Consider the following 22,718-nt stretch of genomic DNA (forward strand, 5'->3'; position numbering starts at 1 on the left):
CCTCGTCAGAAGGCGTACCGCACGCGGCAGTACGGCAGCTTCCGGGCGATCAGGCTCGTCAGTGCGGCAACGGCCTGACCTTTGAGGGCATGCCGGTACCGCACGTTCGTCGCACCGTTCTGCGAACGCTTCTCTTCTTGCGTCTGCGGTGTCCAGAGCAGCTGCTCACCCTTGGGGTGCCATCCCAGATTCACCTCGTGCAACGACTCGTTGTGCGTGAGGAAGATGACCTCGCACGCCAGTTGCGCTTTCGCGCGGGCGTGCAGCGCGGAATCGAGCTGGTCGAACAACTCGCCCCAGTCTGCCAGCCAGGACGGCGTGAGGATGACGGGTGAGAAGTTGACGTGCACCTCGTATCCGGCGTCGACGAAATCGTTGATGGCGGCGATGCGCTCCGACATCGCGGACGTACGCAGATCGGTGACCCGCGCGGTGTCGGCCGGCATGAGCGAGAACCGGATGCGCGTGCGGCCGGCCGGATCCCAATCGAGCAGGTCGCGATTGACGAACTTCGTCGCGAACGAGGCCTTCGCCGTCGGCATCATGCGGAAAAGCTCGCACGCATCGCGCACGTTTTCACTGATCATCGCGTCGACCGAGCAATCGCCGTTCTCACCGATGTCGTAGACCCAGGCGTCGGGATCGCACTGGTTCGGTTCGGTCTTCGGACCGCGAGCGGCGACATGGCGTGCCAGGTGGCGGAGGATCTGCTCGGCGTTCGCGAAGACGGTGATGGGGTTGCTGTACCCCTTGCGGCGCGGCACGTAGCAGTACGCGCACGCCATGGCACAGCCGTTCGAGAGCGAGGGCGCGATGAAATCGGCCGACCGGCCGTTGACGCGCGTCGTCACGCTCTTCTTCACGCCCAGCACGAGTGCCTCGGTCTTGATACGCACCCACCGGGAGACATTGGCCTCGTCGCCATGGACTTCGGGGATCTGCCAGTGCGACGCGACGGGCACGACATCGGCATCGGGCCACCGCGCCACGATCTCGCGACCGCGCTCGAGCTCGAGCGCGGCTTCCTCCGCGTAGATGCGGGTGACGCGCAGCACATTCTCGCGATCGACGGCCATCGATCCTGTCTACTCCGGGGTTCCGACATCCGCCCCGGTCGGAAGGGGCTGACACCGGGGACACCACCAAGTACGTCGCTGCTCGGGGTCGTCGTACACCTCGTCACGCACGTGCACCGGTGTCCCGCACCGCAGGCACGGGCGTCCCGCGCGACCGGCGACCCAGTGCGACGAGCCCGGGCGCCGATCGCCCGTCGTGACCTGATACATTCCCGGCACCGTCGCCGACACACGCAGACACCTCGCCGCCAGCGCCAAGAGGGCATCGAGATCGGTCGCGCCGATCGGGGCGAACGGGTGGATGCCACGCAGGAACGCCAGCTCGTTCACCCACAGGTTGCCGAGCCCGGCGATGCGGGTCTGGTCGAGCAGGGCGGCGACGAACGGACGCTCGGGACGCCGCAACAAGCGGCGCTTCGCCTCGGGGGCATCCCAGTCTGCGCGCAGAGGGTCGGGGCCGAGGTGACCGATCACGTCGCGCTCGCGCGCCGTGTCGACGAGCTGGACGACCGGGAGATCGAGACCCCACACCTCTCGACCGTCGTCGAGGCGCAGACGCACGCGCGCGCGAGAACGCGGGACCGCGGGCAGAGCCCGACCGGCGCGGGTGATCGTCCAGCTCCCCTGCATGCGCAGATGGGTGTGCAGCGTGGAGCCGTCGTCGAAGCGCGTCAACAGATGCTTGCCGTGCGTGTCGTAGGACACGATGGTGCGTCCGGCCAACGATGCTCCGGCCGCGGCGCCCGATCGCAGTTCGCCCTCGGACACGCGCGCTCCGCGCGTGGCGGTAGCCAGCCGCTGGCGCAGCCGGTAGACGCTGTCACCCTCCGGCACGGCTACGAAAGCGCGACGAGCTGGTCGTCGCGAGGGGCGAGATCCGGGCGCAGGCGCGTACCGAACTCGTGCCGCAGGGCGCTGAGAGCCGCGTGCCACCCCGCGAGTCCGTGCACGCCGGGACCGGGACTCGTCGACGACGAGCACAGGTAGACACCCGGCATCGGGGTGCGCCACGGATCGGGGCGGTACACGGGGCGACCGAGCAGCTGGGTGAGCGTCGGCGCTCCGGCCGAGATGTCGCCGCCGGGGAAGTTCGGGTTCCACGCGGCGATGTCGACGGCCGTGCGCGACGACGATGCGAGCACGGTGTCGCGAAAGCCCGGCGCGAACCGCTCGATCTGGCGCACGATCGCCTCCTCGCGATCGGCGGGGCTTCCCGCCGGCACGTGCGTGTAGGCCCACAGCACATGCTTCCCCGCCGGCGCACGGGAAGGGTCGAACAGGGTGGGCTGCGCGGCCAGCACGTACGGCGCATCGGGCAGCTCGCCGCGCGCGACGGCGTTCTCGGCGGCCGCGATCTCGGCACGGGTTCCACCGATGTGAACCGTGCCGGCGCGCGCGACGTCGGCGTCGGCCCAGGGCACCGGCTCACTCAGCGCGAAGTCGACCTTGGCGACGCCACCGCCGTAGCGGAACCTCTCCAGCGCGCGTCGGTAGGCCACCGGCATCCGCTCCCCCGCCAGACGGATGAGCGCGCGCGGAGTGACGTCGAGCAGCACGACCCGCGACGGCGGCAACTCGTCGAGCGAAGTGACCTCGACGCCCGCGTGGAGCACACCCCCGTGCGCCCGGACGTCGGCGATCATCGCGTCGGCGATGGCCTGGCTGCCGCCCACCGGGATCGGCCAGCCGCGGCCGTGGCCGTAGGTGGCCAGCACCAGCCCCGCCCCGCCGGCGGCGAGGCTCGGCTGGTGCAAGATCGTGTGCGCCGAGACGCCGGTGATCAGGCTGGGCGCGACCTCTCCGCGGAACCGCGCATTCCACCACGGCCCGCCCTGGTCGAGTGCCCGGATGCCGAAGAAGAAGGCCGCGAGCGGATCACCCGGTACGCGCAGCAACGCGTTGCCGGTGAAGTCGGCGACCCCGCGCAGGTGCGCGACGAGCGGTCGCATCAGGCGCTCGTACGCCGGTCCGTCGACCCCCAGCCCCTCGGCTGTGCGGGCGAGGTCACGAAACGCCAGGCCCGCGCGCCCCCCGTCGAGCGGGTGCGCGTACGACACCTCGGGCACCACGAGAGGCACGCGACGGTCGAGGCCGAACTCGCGGAAGAACCAGGATTCGAGAGCGAGCGGGTGCACGGCCGAACCCACGTCGTGCCGGAACCCGGTCAGGGTCGACTCGGCCGTCGAGGCGGCGCCGCCGAAAGAGTCGGCGCGCTCGTACACCGCCACCGCGAGCCCGGATCGCGCCAGCGTGACGGCGGCAGCGAGCCCGTTCGGGCCGGAGCCGACGATGATCGCGTCATAGCTCTCGCTCATCGGTCGATCGGCTCCTTCTCGGCGGTGGATTCGTGACCGAGCGCCGAGGATCCCCCGGCGGTTCCGGGGGCACCGCCCTCGGCGAGGTAGGCAAGACGGTGCAGGGTCTCGGCGTTTCGCCAGCGCGTGATCGCGTCGAACACCGTGTCGGGCAACAGCGTGGTGGGCCCGGTGACGGGCTCTTCCTGAATGCGGACGACGCACATATCTCCGCGGGCCTTCACATCGAGCGCGACACGGGCGACACCGATCGGCCCGCCGTGCGGCTCGAGCACCGCGCGACGCGGCGGGTCCCAGACCCGCATGGTCGTGGTGTCGTTCACCAGCACCGGCCACGACCCGAACGAGTGATGCAGCGTCGAGCCCACGGCCGGCCAGGTGTCGGACACGTCGCGCATGCGCGATGTGCCGACGACCCACAGGGGGTAGAGCCAGCCGTTCGCGAGCACGCGGAAGACGTCGTCGGGGCTGCAGCGCATCAGACGCACGTTGCGGGCCATGGTGCTCCTCCTGATCGGCGCGGATCGGGACGTCGACGCGGCCGTATGTCCCGGTGAGGCCTACGCTACGGCCCACCGCCGACACCCGTCGCACCGGTTGCGCCGGATCACCGCCGCGGTTACGGTCGGCCGACCGGCGATGACGGCAGCACGAACCACGCCCGGGTCCCGCCCGCCGGGGAGCCGTCGAGTCCGTTGGAAGCCCCGGTGCGCGCCGACGACACCACCGCCACTTCGGCGCCGTGACCTCGGCGCCGGCGTCGAGGAGATCATGCTCGCGCCGCGTCACCTCATGGACCGCGGACACACGCCGCCCCGCATGGTGGTGTTCTGTCGCCCGCGGTACACCCTGTTCGGGCTTGCCGGAAGTCCCTCGCGCACACCATGCCCACCGTCGACGCTGGGGCCATGAGTACTCCGACCCCGACCCCCGGTACCCCGTCCGAACCGCTCGCCCCGAACCCGTCCGAGCCCACCGTCCCCGCGCCCTCCGAGCCGACCGTACCGCTGCCGCCCGAGACCGCGCCTGCCCCTGCCGCGGCGACCGGGACCGCCTCGGCATCCGCTGGCGGCGACTCCGCAGCGCGGGCCGACTCCGCATCGCGCGCCGACTCCGCGGCATCCGATGCCGACGATGCCGCCGGGGCCTTCGCCGACGACACGGGCGACGCGGTCGGCTCTGCCGACCTGGATGCCGACAACGCGGTCGAGGGGGACATGATCGACGCCATCGATCCCGGCGGCCGTCCCGACTGACCGACCCGAACGACGACGGGGCGACGCCTGCGCGGCGTCGCCCCGTCGTCGTCACTCAACGGATCACGGGTTGCCGCGTGTCCACAGCAGAAGGATCGCCACGACCTGCAGCACGAGGCAGCCGACGAGGATGGCGGTGCGTCGACGCGGCGTCGACGACCACCGTGCGTCGCCCATCAGCGGCGCCATCGGCATGAGCAGCCGGAAGGTGCTCTGCTGCGGCAGGAACACGGCGAGGATGTACACGCCGTAGCTGAAGCCGTACGCGACGACCATGAGCCCCAGGCGCCGAACCGGCCGCGACCAGATCAGGGCCAGGAAGGCCACGATGAGCGCGATGACCAAGACGATGCCCACGACGCCGAGATGCGTACCCGCCTGACGGAACCAGGGCGTGAAGGGGGTGAACTCGTCATTGCCGACGTAGTCCAGCCACCACCCCAGTTCCGTGCGGATGTACGCGTTGTGCGTGCCGGTGATGTGCTGTGCGATGTGGTTCCACGACAGTCCGGCGGCGGCGATGACGAGTCCGGATGCCATCAGCGAGGCCCACTCGCGCACGGGGAACGGGTCGACGCGGCGACGGAAGAAGCGCACGAGGAAGACGATGCCGAGCGCCAGGCCCAGCGCGAGCACCCCGGGACGCGTGTACGCGGTGACCAGGCCGATCGGCAGGATCCACAGGTACCGACGCTTGATCGCCAGCAGCATCGCACCGAACATCAGCGCCATGAACATGCCCTCGCTGTAGCCGATCACGAAGAGGAACGACATCGGCGCGAACGAGAAGAACACGACCGCCCACCACGCGGACTGCGGCGTGGTGACCGTGCGCAACAGCACGAAGAGCAGCCAGGTGGCGGCCAGGCTCGCGCCCATGCTGAGCAAGATGGCGACGGGCTGCCAGCCGAGCCCCGTGGCGCCCGACAGCACGCGCACCAGGGTCGGGAACACGGGCAGGAACGCCCAGTTGTTCGGCAGGATGTCGCCCGAGACGTTCATGGGCAGCGACATGGGGTAGCCCTGCGCCGCGATCTGACCGTAACGGTCGGCGTCCCAGCCGGTCAGGTAGTCGAAGAACGTGCCGAGGCGCTCACTGTCGGGCCCGAAGCCCCAGCGCGCGGCCTTCGCGATGGAATAGAAGCCCCAGAGGAAGCCGAAATTGACCGCGCGGGCGATCGCCCACAGCAGCAGGACGCGGGTGAACGCGCCGCGCTCGAGGGGGACGACGCCCTCGGGGGCGCGCAGGACATCGGAGCCGTACTGGCGCAGCGCCCGACCGACGCGGGAGCCGCGCAGGCGGTCGAGAGGGCGTACGGGCGGTCGCCCGATGACTGTCGACGGCTGCGTCGGGGTGACAAGCTCGCTCGGCGGTGCGCTCACTCGGAACCTTTCACGAAGAAATGTGTGGGCGAGTGACGACGGTGTCGGGCCCGGGAAAGTGCAGGTGAGCCAGATAGTAGCTGATGAACCCGAACGTTCCCTCTGGTTGACTTCTGGAGAAATGACCTGGTCAGTGGCTGTCGCCCACGAGTTTCAGCCCCACGACGCAGCCCACCAGGCCGAGCACGAGCAGGATCTTCACGAGCGAGACGGTCTCGGTGCCGCTGATCATCGCCACCACGACCGTCAGTGCTGCGCCGATGCCGACCCAGACCGCGTAGGCCGTTCCGGTGGTGATCTCGCGCATGGCGAAGGCGAGACCGCCCATGGATGCCAGGATCGCGACGCCGAAGATCACGGTGGGCCACAGCTTGGTGAATCCCTCGGAGCGCCCGAGGGCGGTAGCCCAGACGGCTTCGAGAACGCCCGAGAGAATCAGGACGATCCACGACATGGCGATGCTCCTTGCCCAGTCTTGTCGCTGTCCGGGTACTGATCCCTCGTCCGGGGACGCGGGGGGCGTCCGGCGATCAGCGTAGCGGGCGCACCTGGGCTCTGCCCGGGCAGTTCCCGGGCAGAGCCGCCGGGGTATTGGCATCCGTGGCCGGCCGCCGTGGCGAGGCGGGGGGGCGCCGGGGGCCGGGGGGCGCTGGCGGGGTGGGGGCGGGGCGCTGGCCGGGCCGGGCGGGGCGCTGGCCGGGCGGCGGCGGGGCGGGGCGCTGGCCGGGCCGGGCGGGGCGCTGGCGGGGTGGGGCGCTGGCGGGGTGGGGCGGGCGGGGCGCTGGCCGGGCGGGGGCGGGGCGGGGCGCTGGGCGGGGCGCTGGCCGGGCCGGGCGGGGCGCTGGCCGGGCGGCGGCGGGGCGGGGCGCTGGCGGGGTGGGGCGGGCGCTGGCGGGGGGCGTTCGGGGACGGGCGAGCCGCGTACGCCCTCCGGCACCCCACACATAAACGCGATCCACGCGCATAAACGCGCTCTCCCCGCGTTTATGCGCGCAAACAGCGTTTATGCGTGCGAGCTCGACGCCCATCCGCGCGTCACACCCACCGGAGCAGCATCTACCCAAGCCGCGTGCACCGCGACCGCACACGCCGGAGCCGCACGCACCGCGGCCACCCGCGTCGAGCCCGTCCAGCCCGTCCAGCCGTCGAGCCCGTCGTCGGCTCACACATAAACGCGATCCACGCGCATAAACGCGCTCTCCCCGCGTTTATGCGCGCGAACAGCGTTTATGCATGGGCGGGACACCGCCGGGAACGGAACACGGCGCCCGGAGCGGAACACGACGCCCGGAGCGGAACACGACGCCCAAGCGGAACACGACGCCCGGGCGGTGCGCGGATGCCACAGGCCAGGGCCCGCGCGGCGGTGCCCAGGCCAGGGCCCGCGCGGCGGTGCCAGGGGCAGGCCCGCGCGGCGATGCCCGGGGCAGCGGGCCCGCGGCCGCGGTGTCAGAAACGACGACGGGCGCCGGGCTGGCGCAACGGGGTCTCGGCGCCGCACGCGCCCTCGGCGGTGCGTGCGGGCATCCGGATCAGATGAGGAAGATGGATGCCGCGCCGGGGTTGTGCGCGTGCACGAGCACGCCGAAGACCACGGCGTCGAACAGCAGGTGCACCGTCACGACGTACCAGAGCGAGCGCGTCTTGAGGAAGAGGAAGCCCTGCACGATCGCGAACGGGATCGTCAGCAGCGGCCCCCACGCCTGGTAGCCGAGCTCCCACAAGAAGGACACGAACACGATCGCCTGCAGCAGGTTCGCGGTCAGGTCGGGGAAGTGCCGGCGCAGCAGCACGAAGACGGTGCAGATGAAGAACAGCTCGTCCCAGATGCCGACCGCACCGACGCCGACGAACAGCCGCGCGATGAGGTCGGGGGTGTTCACGACCGGCCAGTTCATGTAGACGCCGGAGGTGATGAAGTAGAACGGCAGGATCACGTAGCCCAGCACGATGACGCCGGCGAGCCACGCCCACTGCCACCACGTCCAGCGTCCACCGCCGCGCCAGGGGAACGCGATCGCGCGGTCGCGGTAGACGAAGCGCGAGATGACGTACGGCACCACCACCGCGCCGCCGAGGGCGAGCATGAACCGCACGAAGGCGGCGTTGTCGAGCTCAGCGTGCAGCGGGATGAGGCTCACGATGAACTGCCCGATCGCGATGAGCGAGACATCGCGCGCGATGCTGGGTTCGGCGCCCCGCGCGAGGGCGACGCCGAGCCGACGGTCGACGACAACACCGGATGCCACGGCGAGCGCGAGCAGGGTCCAGCCCAGCCACACACTCTGCACGACGAAGAGCACCGGGGCGGCGAGGCACACCAACAGCGCCGGGATGAGCTTGAGCGTCCACGTGGATCGCTCGTGCACCGGCACCGCGGTGTGCGCGGTCACGGCGAGACCCGGGTGTAGGTCAGGTCGCGGATGTCGCGCCCGACGCGCAGTCCCTTGCGCTCGAAGGCGGTGAGCACACGCCCCTCGAAGCGCTCGGCCCACTCCCCCGTGAACGCCCGCTCGAAGCCGGGCGCCTCGTCGAGCACGTCGCGCATCTGGTCGGCGTAGTCCTGCCAGTCGGTGGCCAGGCGCAGGATGCCACCGGGACGCAGCGCCTGTGCGGCGATGCGCGCGAACTCGGGGGCGACGAGACGGCGCTTGGTGTGCTTGTTCTTGTGCCAGGGGTCGGGGAAGAAGATCCAGAGTTCATCGACGGATGCCGCCGGCAACAGGTGCTCGAGGGCCTCCGGCGCGTTGGCCTCCACGAGGCGCAGATTCTTCACGCCCTCGCGGTCGGCGTCGAGCATGGTGCGGGCGAGGCCCGCCGTGAACACCTCGACGGCGAGGAAGTCCTTCTTGGGGTGTGCTGCGGCCGCCGAGACGATCTGATGGCCCTGCCCCGAGCCGATCTCCACGACCAGCGGGGCGGTGCGTCCGTACACGGTGGCGGGATCGATGGCCGTCCCGGGCTTCACGCTCGTGGCGGCCGCGGCGCGTTCGACCGGCAGCAGGTAGAACGGCGACAGCTCGGCCCACGCGCGGTCCTGCGCCTCGGACATGCGGCCGCTGCGGCGCACGAACGACACCGGCTTGTCGCGGTACACGGGCGCGGCATCCATGGCATCCAGGCTAGGCGACGAGCCCTCGGGGGTGTGCCGCACGGGCACCTTGCGGCCGCTCACGGGACGGTCACGAAGTCGATGAGTTCCTCGACGCGGCCGAGAAGGGCCGGCTCGAGGTCGCGGAACGTGGTGACCCTCGACAGGATGTGCTGCCAGGCGCGGGCGGTATCGGCCTGCTCCTCGGCGGGCCAGCCCAGAGCACGGCAGACCCCAACCTTCCACTCGATGCCGCGAGGCACCTCGGGCCACGCGGCGATACCGAGCGCGCGCGGGGTGACGCACTGCCACACGTCGACGAAGGGGTGCCCGACGATCCGCACGTGCGCGCCGTGCCGCCCGCGGGCGATCTTCTCCGCGATGCGCGACTCCTTCGAGTTCGGCACGAGGTGGTCCACGAGCACGCCGTAGCGCCGCTCGGCGGTGGGGGGTTCGGCATCCAGGGTCTGTTCGAGCAGGTCGACGCCCTCGAGGAACTCGACGACCACGCCCTCGGCCCGGAGGTCTGCGCCCCACACCTTCTCGACGAGCTCGGCGTCGTGCTTGCCCTCGACGAAGATGCGGCTGGCGCGGGCGGTCCGCGCGCGCTGGTCGGCGACGGCGAAGGATCCGGATGCCGTGCGCGTGCGCCCCTTCGGAGCCGCTGCCGAGGCGGTCAGCACCACCGGCTTGCCATCGACGAGGAAGCCGCCGCCGAGGGGGAACAGCCGGCGCTTGCCAAAGCGGTCTTCGAGCTCGACGTTCATGCCGTCGACGCGGGTCACCGCGCCGACATAATCACTGCCCGCGACCTCGACCACCAGGTCGACGGATGCCGCGACCTCGGCGGGCTTCACACGTCCGGCGTCACGCCAACCCCCGGGCCAGCACGTCGGTGCCGTAGCGGTCGTCCATTCCTACCTCCGAACGCTTGAGCCTAGGCGGCGGCGATGTGCGCTGAGAGCGGACGCGCCGAATCTTCCCGGGTGTCGGAGGTCGTTTATAGGCTGGACGACGTCGAGCGGTCGAAAGGGGCGGCATGCGGAAGCCGAAGGCGGCGCACGTGCTGGTGACGCTGGTGCTGGTCGTCGCGGGAGTCGTCGGCATCCCGATGACGGCGGTCGCCGTGCCACCGCCGTCGCTGGGATCCAGCTACGTGCTCGACCAGGCCGACCTGCTCACCGACGCGCAAGAGGCGCAGGTGCAGTCCCGCCTGATAGCCCTGTCGGAGCAGACCGGGCTCGACCTGTGGGTCGTGTACGTCGACGGCTTCACCGATCCTCCCGCCGCAGAGGATTGGGCGAACGAGACGGCCAACCGCAACCAGCTCGGCCCGCACCAGTACCTGCTCGCCATCGCGGTCGAAGACGGTGCCGCCACTTTCTACCTGTCGGGCGATGTCGACGACGGCGAGCTCAGCGCGGCACAGCTCACCGAGATCGAACAGGAACAGGTGCAGCCGCTGCTCGCAGCCGGCGACGACGCGGGAGCGGCGATCGCTGCGGCCGACGGTATCCGGGCCGCACACCGGCAAGCCGGGGGCAGCCAGCCGACGCCCCCCACGCCCGCCACCGAGAGCGGCCCGGCGATCGGCCCCATCGTGCTGGTCGGCGTGCTCCTGCTCGCCGTCGTCGGCGGATTGATCTTCTTCGGTCTGCGTCGCCGTCGCGCCGCGACCGGCGACGCGGCGACACCGGCCGAGAGCATCGACGATCTGTCGCGTCGCGCGGGGTCGGCGCTGGTGGCCACCGACGACGCCATCAAGACCAGTGAGCAGGAACTCGGCTTCGCCCGCGCCCAGTTCGGCGACGCCGCCGCCGAGCCTTTCACCGAGGTCATCGCGCAGGCGAAGGCCGATCTCGACCGGGCGTTCTCGATCCAGCAACAGCTCGATGACACCACGCCCGAGACCCCCGACGAGCAGCGCGCCGGCTACGGCGAGATCCTGCGTCTGTGCGCCGCCGCCGACGAGGCACTGGATGCCAAGGCGGCCGCGTTCGACGACCTGCGAGCGCTAGAAGCGGACGCGCCCGCCGCACTGGACGCGACGCGGCACCAGCAGACGACGGCGGCCGGCTCTCTCGCCGCCGCAGAGGCCGAGCTCGCACGCCTGCGCGAGCGTTACGCCGACGACGCCCTGGCCCCCGTGGCCGACAACCCAGCCCAGGCCCGCGCACGGCTCGACCTCGCCGCGCAACAAACAGCCGCGGCCGAGACGGCGCTCGGCGAACAGCGCACGGGCGAGGCGGCCGTGTCCATCCGCGCGGCTCAAGCCGCCGCCGCCCAGGCCGAGACGCTCGAGCGCGCCGTCACGACCCTCGCTGCCGAGCTCGACGCCGCCGAGCAACGCTCTGCCGCGCTGGCCGCCGAGGTCGAGGGCGACCTCGCCGCGGCGACGCACCTCCCCGACGCCGACGGGCGCATCGCCGCGGCCGCCGCCGCGGCACGGGCGCACCTCGACGCCGCCCGCGCCGCGCTCGCCGGCCCTCGGCGCAGTCCCCTGCGCGCACTCGACGCGCTGCAGCAGGCCAACGCCACGATCGACGCGGTCCTCGACGAAGCCCGCGACGCGGCGGAACGGCGACAGCGGGCCGAGAGCCAGCTCGAGGCGACGCTGGCCCAGGCGCGCGCGCAGGTGTCGGCGACCGAGGACTTCATCGCCGCGCGCCGCGGCGCCGTCGGTCCCACCGCACGCACACGTCTGGCCGAGGCAGGCGCCGCTCTCGTGCAGGCCGAGCACCTGCGCTCGATCGACCCCGTCGCCGCGCTGTCGGCCGCGCAGCGCGCCGCGCAGCTCTCGACGCAAGCCGGGTCGCTCGCCCAGAACGACGTGAGCGCCTTCGGCGGCAGCGGCGGAGGCGGGGGCGGGGGCGACGCGATGGGCGCCCTCCTCGGCGGCATCGCGATCAATGCCCTTCTCGGCGGAGGTGGCGGACGCCGCGGGGGCTTCGGGGGCGGCGGCCTGGGCGGCCTCGGCGGAGTTCTCGGGGGCGGCGGCTTCGGAGAAGGCGGCGCTCGAGGCGGCGGGTTCGGGGGCGGCGGGTTCGGGGGCGGCGGCCGGTCCCGCGGCGGGGGCGGCTCTCTCGGCAGGTCCGGCGGCGGGCGCAGCCGCTCGGGGGGCGGGCGCGTGAACCGCAGGTAGAACCCCCTACCGGCCGCGGTGCCGATCACAGACAATTCGTAGCATCCGACACCAGACTCGACACCGTCTCCCTCAGGAAGGAACACCCCGCATGGCCAAGCAGTCCATCTTCGGTCGCATCTCCACCCTCGTCCGCGCGAACATCAATTCGCTCCTCGACCAGGCCGAGGACCCGCAGAAGATGCTGGATCAGCTCGTCCGCGACTACTCCAACTCGATCGCCGACGCCGAATCGGCGATCGCCGAGACCATCGGCAACCTGCGCCTGCTCGAGCGCGACCACCAGGAAGACGTCCAGGCCGCAGCGGAATGGGGCAACAAGGCCCTCGCCGCCAGCCGCAAGGGCGACGAGCTGCGCGCCGCGGGCAACGTCGCCGAGGCCGACAAGTTCGACAATCTCGCCAAGATCGCGCTGCAGCGCCAGATCACGGCCGAGAGCGAGGCCAAGGCCGCCGCGCCCCAGATCGCGGCGCAGACCGAAGTGGTCGACAAACTCAAAGACGGCCTGAACGGGATGAAGGGCAAGCTCGAGCAGCTGCGCTCCAAGCGCAGCGAGCTGCTCGCCCGCGCCAAGGTCGCCGAGGCGCAGAACAAGGTCCACGACGCCGTCAAGTCGATCGACGTGCTCGACCCCACCAGCGAGCTCGGCCGTTTCGAAGACAAGATCCGTCGCGAAGAGGCCCTCGCCGCCGGCAAGCAGGAGCTTGCCGCGTCGAGCATCGACGCGCAGTTCAACGCTCTCGAAGACGTGGGCGAGCTCACCGAGGTCGAGGCGCGCCTCGCCGCCCTCAAGGTCGGCGGCCCGCAGCGCGCGGCCATCGACGCCCCGAGCCCCGACCTTTGAACCCACCGTGAGAGTGCACCGCCCGGCTCGTCGGGCGGTGCACTCTCTGCTCATCGGGAGAATCCCATGACGCGTTTCATCGTCGCCCCGCAGTGGCAGGGTTCGTCGTCGTCGCGAGCCATGCAGCTCATCGACGGAGCCGAAGCCATCGCTGGAGACCTTCCGCGCGCCGCCACGACCGTGCTCGAGGCCCCTCCCGAAGCCGGTGACGCGCAGGGCACGGCGGTGCACCGGCTCACGGCTCTCGTGCGCATGCGCGAACGCATCGAAGACGCGGTGCGTGTGTCCGATGAGATCGCGGTCGTCGTGGGCGGCGACTGCGGGGTGGCCCTCGGCGCGGTGTCCGCCGTCGCCGGCGACGACCTCGCCGTCGTCTGGATCGACGCGCACGCCGACCTCAACACCCCCGCCTCTTCGCCCAGCGGCGCGTTCCACGGGATGGTGTTGCGCGCGCTCACGGGCGAGGGCGAGGAACCCCTGCGTCTGGACCCCGGCATCCCTCCCGCGCGTATCGTGCTCGCCGGAACACGCTCCGTGGATGCCGAGGAGCAGCGCTTCATCGACGCGCACGCCATCGCCGTCATCACCCCGGGAGCACTGGCCGACCCCGACGCTCTGGTCGACGCGGTGGTGGCCACCGGCGCGTCACGGGTCCACGTGCACGTCGACCTCGACGTACTCGACCCGGCCGAGATCACCGGCGTCTCCTTCGCGGAACCCTTCGGCGCCCGCACGGCCGATGTCGTGGCATCCATCCGCCGGCTGCGCGAACGACTCCCCCTCGCCGGGGCGACCCTGACCGAGTTCTCTCCCTCGTCGCCCGCCGCCGCCGTCGACGATCTGGGAACCATCCTGCGTCTGATCGGAGCCCTCGCGTGAGCCCCCTCCCCCGGCCGCCGGCGGGCTGGCGCGAACGCGCCGACCGAGCCGTCGCCCGCGGCCGTCGATGGGACGCGTTCATCCCCGGGGTGCTGCTCGACTCCCCCATCAGCCGGATCGGCTACTGGTACGGCTGCGCGGTGGGATGGGTCTGGGGCTCGCTGTGGAGCACCGGGCGCGTCGAGAAGAGGCAGGGCCTCTGGGTGTTCCGCGGTCTGCCGAGGTGGGCGTTCCCGCGCGGCGGCGTCTGCGTGGGCGGGTGCTTCCTCACCGGAGACGCCCGGCCCACCGATGTCGTGCTGGGACACGAAGCCGTTCACCAGCGGCAGTGGCGCCGGTACGGCTTGCTCATGCCGTTCCTGTACGCCCTCGCGGGCCGCGACCCCCTGCGCAATCGCTTCGAGATCGAGGCGGGGCTGGTCGAGGGCAATTACGTGCCACGCGGCAGCTGAGCCTCCGAGCGCTCGCCCGCCGCGTCACTCCGCCGCGGGCGCGCGCGGGTGAGGCGGCCGCGCCTGCGGTGTCGGATTCGGCGGCGCGAGGGGCGGAGATTCGGCGGACGCAAGCGCGTCGCACGTCCCTGGCATCCCCCTTCCCCGATCGCCTCCCCTCCGAGGCGAGACGAGGCGAGACGAGACCCGGCGCGGGCGGCGTGCTCAGCGTGCGGTCGCGAGACCGAAGCGTTCGGGGGTGTGGATGGCCTGCGCATCGACGCCGTGGCGAGCGACCAGGTCGTCGACGATCTCGGCCGTGCCGAGGTAGCCGCCGAGCAGGATGACGCGGGTGGCGTCGTCGTCACAGCACAGCATCTCGCCCGCCCAGCCCGAGACGGCGCGCGACAGCGCCTCGCCGGGTGCGCACGCGCGACCGGTGCCGGGGGCACCGCCACGGCGGGAGCGGTCGAGCCACGTGAGCGTCATGCGTGCCGGGGCGGCGATGTGGCCGATCCACGACGCATCGGGGACCTCGACGAACACGCGCCCGGTCGAGCAGATCGGCAGCGTCGACAGCAGCGCCTCGAGCTCGACGAGAGAGCTCTCGTCGGCGGTCACCAGGTGCTGCACGCGCGTGTGCCGCGACGCGCGGCAGACGGCGTCGTTGTGCTCGGAGGACGTGGTCATGATGCCTTCACTATAGCGCTTGTGAAGGGTTGCCTAACCTGAGTTCCGATATTGTCTCTCGACGTCGTACCGCACGGGTCCCACGCGTCAGCCCACCAGCACCTCGCGCAGTCGTCGCAGTTCCTCGTCGCGCAGACCGTGCGCCCGCAGGTAACCGGCGGGTGAGCCGTACTCCCTGTCCAGGCGCGCGAGGAGGGCACGCATCACCGGGGCGGGTGAGCGCGCGGCGAGGTCTTCGGTGTGGGGGTTGTCGGGGTACACCCGACGGATAGCGGCGAGCACGGCAGCGTTGCGCTCGGGAGAGAGAAACTGCTCGGTCCTCGCGTAATCGTCGACGACGGCCTCGCGGTCGACTCCGGCCGCGGCGAGCGCGACCGCCACGGTGACGCCGGTGCGATCTTTGCCGACGGTGCAGTGCACGAGGGCGGGCTGAGCGACCAGGATGCCCCGCACCGCCTGCACGACACGATCCGCGGAATCGTCGACGATCCCGTCGTACATCTCGGCGAGACTCAGCTCGCGAGAGAAGAACGACGCGACCGACCCGAGGAAGAGCGGTGTGTGCTGCACCTCGACGGGGAGATCCTCGAGCCGGCTCGGCGCGTGGGCGAGTTCGTCCTCGTCGCGCAGATCGATCACGCGTCGGATGCCGAAATCCCTCAGCCTGCGGACGCCGTCGTCGTCGAGGTGCACGAGGTTGCCCGAGCGAAAGAGCACGCCCTCGCGCGTGCGCCCCTCACCGGCGGGAAGTCCTCCGACGTCGCGGAAGTTCGTCGCCCCCGGGACGAGCGAGCCCGTCACGCGGGGGTCTCCTCGTGCGCGTGCGGCGCGCGAGGAGTCGTCGTCGCGGGCGGGACGGCGTCCGCGCTCGCGACGGCGGACGTGCGCGCTCGCGGAGGCACGGGGTAACGACCGGCGATGGCCACGCGGTTGAACGCGTTGATCGCCACCAGGATCCAGCTGAGCGCGACGTACTCCTGCTCGCTCAGGATGCCGCCGGCCTGGTCGTAGACGTCGTCGGCAACGCCGTCGTCGTGGATGAAGGTGAACGACTCGGTCAGCGCGAGGGCGGCGCGCTCGCGCTCGTCGAACACCCCGGACTCCCGCCAGGTGGCGATCTGGGCGATGAGGTCGGCGTCGAGTCCGGCCTTCACCGCCGCGTCGACGTGCACGCGCACGCAGTACGCGCAGCCGTTGAGCTGCGACGCGTGGATCTGCACGATCTCACGCAGGCGCGCGTCGATGCCGGCCTCGGCGGCCAGGCGACCGACGGTGGTGGAGAACGACCGCAGGGCCGCGTACGCCTGCGGAGCCTTCTTCGACAGGTGTACGCGCTGTTCCTCGCCCATGGCGACAGCCTACGACGGCGCCGCGCCAGCGTCACCGGCCCGACGGCGACGGTGCCCGTGACGCCCCGCGGCGCACCACTGGCGATCCGCGGGGCCCGGTGACAGGGTGGCAGTCATGCCCGCGCTCGACGAGTTCTCGTTCCTGCCCGCACAGGCCGCCGACCTGGATCGCGCGGTCCCCGTCGTGAGACGGGTGAGTCTCGCGCTGTCCGACGGCCGCGCACTGAGCGGTCTGCGGTGGGGCGACACTCCCCCGGTCGTCACCCTGCTGCACGGGGCGGGGCTCAACGCCCACACGTGGGACACGACCCTGCTGCATCTCGGCGTGCCCGCCCTCGCGCTCGACCTCCCCGGCCACGGCGAGTCGTCGTGGCGCGACGACGCCGCGTACGTCGCCCGCGTGCTCGCCCCCGACGTCGTCACCGCTCTCGAGACCTGGACCGACACCCCGCAGGTGCTGGTCGGACACTCGCTGGGCGGACTCACGGCGGCCGCGGTCGCGGCATCCCGTCCCGACCTCGTCTCGCGCCTGGTCGTGGTCGACATCACCCCGGGTGTCGATCCCCGCACCGGTCCGGCGCAGATCCGGGCGTTCTTCGCCGGCCCCACCGACTGGGCGTCACGCGATGAACTCGTCGACCGCGCCCTGTCGTTCGGGCTGGGCGGCTCGCGCGAGACGGCGACGCGCGGCGTTTTCCTCAACTCGCGCGTCCGCCCCGACGGCCGCGTCGAGTGGAAGCACCATTTCGCCCATCTCGCCGCGGCCGCGGCCAACGCCGGTGCCGACGACGAGACCCCGGATGCCGTGCTCGCCGTGCTCGCCAGCACCGGTTGGGACGATCTGGCCCAGGTGACGAGCCCCGTGACGCTGATCCGCGGTGAGCGTGGCTTCGTCACGGCGGCCGACGCCGACGTGTTCGTCGAACGCGTGCCCGCGGCACGGGTGCGGGTCGCGGCCACCGGGCACAACGCCCAGGAGGAGGATCCCGCCGCGCTCGCCGGAGCCATCCGCGACGAGGTGGGGAGCGTCGGCAACCCGGGCTGACCTCGCGTCACACAACGTCGCGTTCCGTCACACCCGACGTGGAGGACGGACGGGTGAAAGTAGGCTGTTTCCACCCCTCCACGGCATCCGCAGCACTCGGATGCCTCCGGCCTGCGAAAGGACCCACCCCGCAATGCTGCGCCGCGCTGCCCTCGCTACGAGCGCGCTCCTGATCGGAGCCGTCCTGCTCACCTCGTGCACCGGTTCGAACACCGCCACGACCCCCACCGGGCCGGCGAACCCGGATGCCACGCTCGCCGTGGGTCTGTCGCTCGAACCGTCGAACCTCGACATCCGCCACACCAGCGGAGCCGCGCTCGAGCAAGCACTCATCGACAACGTGTACCAGGGCCTCGTCACCCGCAACGGCGACGACGACAACGCCATCGTCGCGGCCCTCGCGACGGCGTGGAACATCTCGCCCGACGGCCTCACCTACACCTTCACCCTGCGCGACGGCGTCACCTTCCACGACGGCAGCGCGCTCACCGCCGACGACGTGGTGACCTCGCTGCAGACCGCGAAAGACGACGCGACGATCCAGAACAGCGCCGACCTCGCGAACGTCGCCTCGATCGCCTCGCCCGACGCCTCGACCGTCGTCATCACCCTCGCCCAGCCCAACATCGACTTCCTCTTCGCCCTGACCGGCCGGGCGGGCCTGATCTTCAAGAACGGCGACACGACCAACTTCCAGACCGCCGCCAACGGCACCGGGCCCTTCCGGGTCGAGGCGTGGAACACCGGGCAGAGCCTGACGCTCGCCCGTTACGACGGCTACTGGGGCGAGAGGGCCGGCGTCGCCGAAGTCGTGCTCGACTACATCCCCGACCGCAGCGCCGCCGTGAACGCCGCCGTCAACGGCGACGTCGATGTCGCGCTCGAGATCGACCCCGAGCTGCAGAGCCAGATCGAGGGCACGGGGAACTTCACGATCGAGTCGGGTCTGACCACCGACAAGGCCACGCTGGCATTCAACAACCAGCGTGCCCCCCTCACCGACCAGCGCGTTCGCGAGGCCCTGCGCCTGGCGATCGACCACGACGCCCTCGTTCAGACAGTCGTCGCGGCGCAGACGCTGAACGGTCCGATCCCGCCCCTCGACCCGGGCTACGAGGACCTCACCGGCAGCATCTCGTACAACCCCGACCGCGCGCGCGAACTCCTCGCCGAGGCGGGAGCCGAGAACCTGAGCCTGACGCTGACGATCCCGAACGTGTACCCGACGTCGATCCCGACGTTCCTCGTGTCGTCGTTCGCCGACGTGGGCGTCACCCTCAAGGTGAACTCCGTGGACTTCACGACCTGGCTGCAAGACGTGTACACGAACCACGACTACGACCTGAGCTTCGTGCGCCACGTGGAGGCCCGCGACTTCGGCAACTGGGCGAACCCGTCGTACTACTTCGGCTACGACAACCCCCAGGTGCAGAGTCTGTACGCCCAGTCGCTCGCGACCACCGACGAGCAGCAGTCGTCCGACCTGCTCGCCGAGGCCGCGCGCATCGTGGACGATGAGGATGCCGCTGACTGGCTGTTCCTGTCGGCCCCGCGCGCCGCGGTGTCGACGAAGGTCGCGAACTTCCCGAAGAACTCCCTCAACGTGCGCCTGCCGCTGGCGGGCGTGACGGTCTCGTCGGAGTGATCCGCTACGCGCTGACACGGCTGGGCCTGCTCGTTCTGGGCCTGGCCGTGGCCAGCGCGCTGATCTTCGTCTCGCTCCGGGTACTCCCGGGCGATGTCGCCCAGCTGATTGCCGGGGCCGAGGCCACCCCGCAGCAGGTCGCCGCCCTGCGGGCGAGCCTCGGCCTCGACGTTCCCCTCTGGCAGCAGTACCTCGACTGGGTCGGCGGGCTGCTGCGCGGCGACCTCGGCACGTCCCTGATCACGGGCACCTCGGTCGTCGCCGAGGTCGTTGACAAGGCCCGTGTCACCGTGCCCCTCGCGGCGATGTCGCTCACGATCGCGCTGCTCATCGGCATCCCTCTCGGCGTCCTGTCGGCCCTCGGCCGGCGACGGGTGGGCGGGACCGTCCTCAGCGTGGGTGCTCAGGCCCTCGCCGCGGTGCCCGTGGTGTGGGCGGGAATGATGCTCGTGGTGGTGTTCGCCGTGTGGCTGGGGTGGCTGCCGCCGCAGGGCTTCCCCCGCGCGGGCTGGGACGATCCCGGCGCAGCATTGCGCGCGCTCATCCTGCCCGCGCTGACGATCGGCGTCGTCGAAGGCGCCATGCTGCTGCGCTTCGTGCGCAGCGCCACCCTGCAGGCGCTCGGCCAGGACTACGTGCGCACCGCCGCCGCCAAAGGCCTGACCCGCACACGCGCGCTGCTGACTCACGGCCTGCCCAACGTAGGACTGTCGGTCATCACGGTGCTGGGCCTGCAGATCGCCGGGATCATCGTCGGCGCGGTCGTGATCGAGCAGCTGTTCACCCTGCCCGGCGTCGGGCGCATGCTCGTCGCCGACGTCGCCTCACGCGACCTGCCCAAGGTGCAGGGCGAGTTGCTCGCGCTGACCGGCTTCGTGCTGGTCGTGGGCTTCGTCGTCGATCTCGTGCACCGTCTCGTCGATCCCCGACAGCGGGAGGCCTCGTGAGCACCCTGAGACGTCTCTGGGCCCTCGGCACGGGCCGGTTCGGCATCCTGGTCGTCGTCGTGCTCGTGGTCGCGGCGCTCGTGTCGCTGGTGTGGACGCCGTTCGACCCCGCCGCCGTCGACGCCCGCGCGCTGCGGCTCGAGCCGTCGTGGCCGCACGTGCTCGGCACCGATGGCACCGGCCGCGACATCGCGAGCCTGCTGATGGCCGGCGCGCGCACGACGATCGTCGTCGCCGTGGGCGCCGGAGTCGTCGCCTCGCTGCTGGGTCTGGCGCTGGCGGCGCTCGGCTCGCTGAGCGCCCACTGGGTGCGCGAGAGCATCGCGGTGCTCGTCGACATCCTCATCGCGTTCCCCGTGCTCATCATCGCCATGATGATCTCGGCCGTGTGGGGCGGCTCGCTCGCGGTCGTGATCTGGTCGGTCGGCATCGGCTTCGGCGTCAACATCGCCCGCGTCACCCGACCGGAACTGCGCCGCGTGCTGCAGAGCGACTTCGTGCTCGCCGGACGCGCGAGCGGTCTGACCTCGTGGCAGAACTTCACGCGGCACCTGTTGCCGAACGTCGCGCCGGTGTTCATCGTCCACCTGTCGTGGAGCATGGCGGCGGCGGTGCTCGCCGAGGCGGGTCTGTCGTACTTGGGCTTCGGCGCCCCGGTGACCCAGCCGTCGTGGGGCGTGCTGCTGAACGACCTGCAGAGGTACATCGCCGTGCACCCGCTCACGGTGGTGTGGCCGGGCCTGGCGATCACCCTCACGGTGCTCGGGTTCAACCTGCTGGGCGACGCCCTGCGTGAAGCGACCGACCCGACGCTCGCCGATCGTGCCCCCTCGGCCCGTACGAACGTTCCGGGGGTGGTCGCGTGAGCCTCGTCGTTCACGACCTGCGGGTCGTCATCGGTGGACGCAGCGTGGTCGACGGCGTCTCGTTCGAGGTGCCCGACGGCGCCCGTGTCGGTCTCATCGGCGAGTCGGGGTCGGGCAAGTCCCTGACGGCGCTGGCGATCCTCGGGCTCCTGCCCGACGGAGCGAAAGCGACCGGCAGCGTGCGGTGGAACGGCCGCGAGATCCTGGGTCTGCCCGACCGTGAGCTGGCCCGTCTCCGCGGCGACGACATCGGCATGGTCTTCCAAGAACCCCGCACCGCCCTCAACCCCCTCCGTACCGTCGGTCGTCAGATCGGGGAGTCGGTGCGCATCCACGAGGGCGTCTCACGCCGCGAGGCCCTGCGACGGGCCGTCGTCGAGGCGGAGCGCGTCGCCCTCCCCGACCCCGGGCGCATCGTCGCGCGCTACCCGCACCAGCTCTCCGGCGGTCAGCGCCAGCGCGTGGCGATCGCCATGGCCCTCGCGTGCCGCCCCCGCCTGCTCATCGCCGACGAGCCGACCACCGCCCTCGACGTGACGATCCAGGCCGGCATCCTGCGCCTGCTGCGCGCGCTCGTCCACGACGCGGGCACGTCACTGGTGTTCATCACGCACGACCTCGCGGTGCTCGCGCAGGTCGCCACCCACGCCGTCGTGCTCGAGCACGGACGCGTGGTCGAGCAGGGCGAGGTCGACGCGCTCCTGCGGGCCCCGTCGTCGCCGATCACGCAGGCGTTGCTGAGAGATGCGACCGCGACCCTCTGGCATCCCGAGACGGCCGTCCCGGATGCCGCGACCCCGGCCGACGCGCCGACGGCGGCCGCGACGCCCGCTGCCGCCACCCCGGGTGAGGAGACACCGTGACCGAGGCGCTCATCCGCGCGCGCGGCCTCTCGCGCACCTACCCGGCTCCGCGCCGCGGTTTCGGGCGGCCCGAGCGCACGACCGCGCTCGACGACGTCGATCTGTCGGTGCGCGCCGGGTCGGCCGTGGGCATCATCGGCGAGTCCGGGTCGGGCAAGTCGACACTCGTGCGATTGCTCCTCGGCCTGGACGTGCCGACCGCAGGGACGGTAGAGGTCGACGGCCGCCCCGTCGACGCCCGGGGCTCGGCGCGCTCGCTGCACGGGCTCCGCCGTGCGACGGGCATGGTGTTCCAAGACCCGTACGCCTCGCTCGACCCCCGCATGAACGTCGGCCGTATCGTCGGCGAGCCCCTCTGGGCGCTCGGCATCGAGGGAGACCGGCGTGCGCGCGTGCGCGAGGTGCTCGAGCAGGTGGGCCTCGACGCCGACGTGACGACGCGGTTCCCCCACGAGTTCTCGGGCGGTCAGCGCCAGCGCATCGCCCTCGCGCGGGCCATCGTGCACCGCCCGCGTATCCTCGTCGGCGACGAGCCGCTGTCGGCGCTCGATGTCACCGTGCGCGCGCAGATCCTCCGGCTCCTCGCGCGCCTGCGCACCGAACAGCAGCTCACCCTCGTGCTCGTCTCGCACGACATCGGCGTCGTGCAGAACGTCTGCGACGAGGTCGTGGTGATGAAGGACGGTCGGGTCGTCGAGCAAGGACCGACCGAGAAGGTGCTGCTGCAGCCCCAGGCGGCGTACACGCGGCAGCTGCTCGCGTCGATTCCGACGCTGCCCGGCTGATCGGGCGGCGGTGAGCGCCGGGGATCGTTCGAGAACAGAGCGGTTCGGTACGGACGCGCCCTGGTCTCGAACGATCCCCTGCTCTCGGCGCCGAGCGCGCGGGCCGCGGCC

At 71.6% G+C, this 22,718-nt stretch carries 22 protein-coding genes, 1 pseudogene and 1 riboswitch; of the genes and pseudogenes, 11 read left to right on the top strand and 12 right to left on the bottom strand.

Translation table 11 applies throughout. The annotated features are described in order from the left end of the window. Nucleotides 1-5 precede the first annotated feature (5 nt). From QE412_RS07195 to QE412_RS07210, 4 genes are read right to left on the bottom strand one after another with little or no spacing between them, the layout of a single operon-like run. Entirely contained in the window at nt 6-1,076 is a 1,071-nt protein-coding gene (locus QE412_RS07195; protein WP_307481597.1) for a spore photoproduct lyase family protein, read from the bottom strand. 9 nt (nt 1,077-1,085) lie between these two features. Continuing rightward, complete coding sequence (locus QE412_RS07200; RefSeq protein ID WP_307481602.1) at nt 1,086-1,910, bottom strand: DNA-formamidopyrimidine glycosylase family protein; 825 nt, start codon at nt 1,908-1,910, stop codon at nt 1,086-1,088. A gap of 2 nt (nt 1,911-1,912) precedes the next feature. Beyond that, on the bottom strand, nt 1,913-3,391 hold the full coding sequence (locus QE412_RS07205; protein ID WP_307481607.1) for a phytoene desaturase family protein: 1,479 nt from the start codon (nt 3,389-3,391) through the stop codon (nt 1,913-1,915). Beyond that, nucleotides 3,388-3,891, bottom strand: a complete 504-nt coding sequence (locus tag QE412_RS07210; protein ID WP_307481611.1) for an SRPBCC family protein — start codon at nt 3,889-3,891, stop codon at nt 3,388-3,390. The genes QE412_RS07205 and QE412_RS07210 overlap by 4 nt, the downstream gene beginning before the upstream one ends. A 408-nt stretch (nt 3,892-4,299) precedes the next feature. Here QE412_RS07210 and QE412_RS07215 point away from each other — a divergent pair, with 408 nt between their 5' ends. Continuing rightward, a complete protein-coding gene (locus QE412_RS07215; RefSeq protein ID WP_307481613.1) occupies nt 4,300-4,647 on the top strand; it encodes a hypothetical protein in 348 nt (115 codons plus the stop codon). A 63-nt stretch (nt 4,648-4,710) separates the two neighbouring features. Here QE412_RS07215 and QE412_RS07220 read toward each other — a convergent pair whose 3' ends face one another. The 5 genes and pseudogenes from QE412_RS07220 to QE412_RS07240 all read right to left on the bottom strand — a co-directional run bounded on the left by QE412_RS07220 (nt 4,711) and on the right by QE412_RS07240 (nt 10,036). Further along, nucleotides 4,711-6,030, bottom strand: coding sequence for a hypothetical protein (locus QE412_RS07220; protein ID WP_307481616.1), 1,320 nt, complete (start codon nt 6,028-6,030; stop codon nt 4,711-4,713). Between the two features lie 130 nt (nt 6,031-6,160). After that, nucleotides 6,161-6,484 (bottom strand): DMT family transporter, encoded by a 324-nt coding sequence (locus QE412_RS07225; protein WP_307481620.1) that lies wholly within the window; start codon nt 6,482-6,484, stop codon nt 6,161-6,163. Nucleotides 6,485-6,495: 11 nt separating this feature from the next. Then, nucleotides 6,496-6,558: riboswitch (guanidine-III (ykkC-III) riboswitch) on the bottom strand. 1,004 nt (nt 6,559-7,562) lie between these two features. Then, a complete protein-coding gene (locus tag QE412_RS07230; protein ID WP_307481622.1) occupies nt 7,563-8,423 on the bottom strand; it encodes a CPBP family intramembrane glutamic endopeptidase in 861 nt (286 codons plus the stop codon). Beyond that, the gene (gene trmB / locus QE412_RS07235; protein WP_307487072.1) at nt 8,420-9,142 is read right to left on the bottom strand and encodes a tRNA (guanosine(46)-N7)-methyltransferase TrmB; all 723 of its coding nucleotides are present in this window, start codon (nt 9,140-9,142) and stop codon (nt 8,420-8,422) included. The genes QE412_RS07230 and trmB overlap by 4 nt, the downstream gene beginning before the upstream one ends. Before the next feature lie 59 nt (nt 9,143-9,201). Further along, nucleotides 9,202-10,036 (bottom strand): annotated as a pseudogene (locus QE412_RS07240) (DUF3097 domain-containing protein). A 124-nt stretch (nt 10,037-10,160) separates the two neighbouring features. Between QE412_RS07240 and QE412_RS07245 the strand changes: the two are divergent. The 4 genes from QE412_RS07245 to QE412_RS07260 all read left to right on the top strand — a co-directional run bounded on the left by QE412_RS07245 (nt 10,161) and on the right by QE412_RS07260 (nt 14,438). Further along, nucleotides 10,161-12,263: a TPM domain-containing protein gene (locus QE412_RS07245; RefSeq protein ID WP_307481626.1), complete on the top strand. Its 2,103-nt coding sequence runs from the start codon at nt 10,161-10,163 to the stop codon at nt 12,261-12,263. A 91-nt stretch (nt 12,264-12,354) separates the two neighbouring features. Next, complete coding sequence (locus QE412_RS07250) at nt 12,355-13,107, top strand: PspA/IM30 family protein (RefSeq protein WP_307481629.1); 753 nt, start codon at nt 12,355-12,357, stop codon at nt 13,105-13,107. Between the two features lie 66 nt (nt 13,108-13,173). Beyond that, nucleotides 13,174-13,986 (top strand): arginase family protein, encoded by an 813-nt coding sequence (locus tag QE412_RS07255; RefSeq protein WP_307481632.1) that lies wholly within the window; start codon nt 13,174-13,176, stop codon nt 13,984-13,986. Then, nucleotides 13,983-14,438: a Fe-S oxidoreductase gene (locus QE412_RS07260; protein WP_307481635.1), complete on the top strand. Its 456-nt coding sequence runs from the start codon at nt 13,983-13,985 to the stop codon at nt 14,436-14,438. Before QE412_RS07255 ends, QE412_RS07260 begins: the two co-directional genes overlap by 4 nt. Before the next feature lie 204 nt (nt 14,439-14,642). Here QE412_RS07260 and QE412_RS07265 read toward each other — a convergent pair whose 3' ends face one another. From QE412_RS07265 to QE412_RS07275, 3 genes are all read right to left on the bottom strand, one after another. After that, nucleotides 14,643-15,107, bottom strand: coding sequence for an SIP domain-containing protein (locus QE412_RS07265; RefSeq protein WP_307481637.1), 465 nt, complete (start codon nt 15,105-15,107; stop codon nt 14,643-14,645). An 87-nt stretch (nt 15,108-15,194) separates the two neighbouring features. Then, nucleotides 15,195-15,908, bottom strand: coding sequence for a tyrosine-protein phosphatase (locus QE412_RS07270; protein WP_307481641.1), 714 nt, complete (start codon nt 15,906-15,908; stop codon nt 15,195-15,197). Continuing rightward, nucleotides 15,905-16,456 carry a carboxymuconolactone decarboxylase family protein gene (locus tag QE412_RS07275; RefSeq protein WP_307481643.1) on the bottom strand — a complete coding sequence of 184 codons (552 nt, stop codon included), beginning with the start codon at nt 16,454-16,456 and terminating at the stop codon, nt 15,905-15,907. The genes QE412_RS07270 and QE412_RS07275 overlap by 4 nt, the downstream gene beginning before the upstream one ends. A gap of 115 nt (nt 16,457-16,571) precedes the next feature. On the opposite strand from QE412_RS07275, the gene QE412_RS07280 reads away from it, so the two are divergent. From QE412_RS07280 to QE412_RS07305, 6 genes are all read left to right on the top strand, one after another. After that, a complete protein-coding gene (locus QE412_RS07280; RefSeq protein WP_307481645.1) occupies nt 16,572-17,501 on the top strand; it encodes an alpha/beta fold hydrolase in 930 nt (309 codons plus the stop codon). Nucleotides 17,502-17,634: 133 nt separating this feature from the next. Then, entirely contained in the window at nt 17,635-19,146 is a 1,512-nt protein-coding gene (locus QE412_RS07285; RefSeq protein WP_307481647.1) for an ABC transporter substrate-binding protein, read from the top strand. Next, complete coding sequence (locus tag QE412_RS07290; protein ID WP_307481650.1) at nt 19,143-20,093, top strand: ABC transporter permease; 951 nt, start codon at nt 19,143-19,145, stop codon at nt 20,091-20,093. The genes QE412_RS07285 and QE412_RS07290 overlap by 4 nt, the downstream gene beginning before the upstream one ends. Beyond that, nucleotides 20,090-20,959 carry an ABC transporter permease gene (locus tag QE412_RS07295; protein ID WP_307481653.1) on the top strand — a complete coding sequence of 290 codons (870 nt, stop codon included), beginning with the start codon at nt 20,090-20,092 and terminating at the stop codon, nt 20,957-20,959. Before QE412_RS07290 ends, QE412_RS07295 begins: the two co-directional genes overlap by 4 nt. Beyond that, nucleotides 20,956-21,822, top strand: coding sequence for an ATP-binding cassette domain-containing protein (locus QE412_RS07300; RefSeq protein ID WP_307481656.1), 867 nt, complete (start codon nt 20,956-20,958; stop codon nt 21,820-21,822). The genes QE412_RS07295 and QE412_RS07300 overlap by 4 nt, the downstream gene beginning before the upstream one ends. After that, entirely contained in the window at nt 21,819-22,607 is a 789-nt protein-coding gene (locus QE412_RS07305) for an ABC transporter ATP-binding protein (RefSeq protein ID WP_307481659.1), read from the top strand. The genes QE412_RS07300 and QE412_RS07305 overlap by 4 nt, the downstream gene beginning before the upstream one ends. Nucleotides 22,608-22,718: the final 111 nt, after the last annotated feature.

The organism is Microbacterium trichothecenolyticum, from assembly GCF_030818955.1.
Lineage (GTDB): Bacteria > Actinomycetota > Actinomycetes > Actinomycetales > Microbacteriaceae > Microbacterium > Microbacterium trichothecenolyticum_B.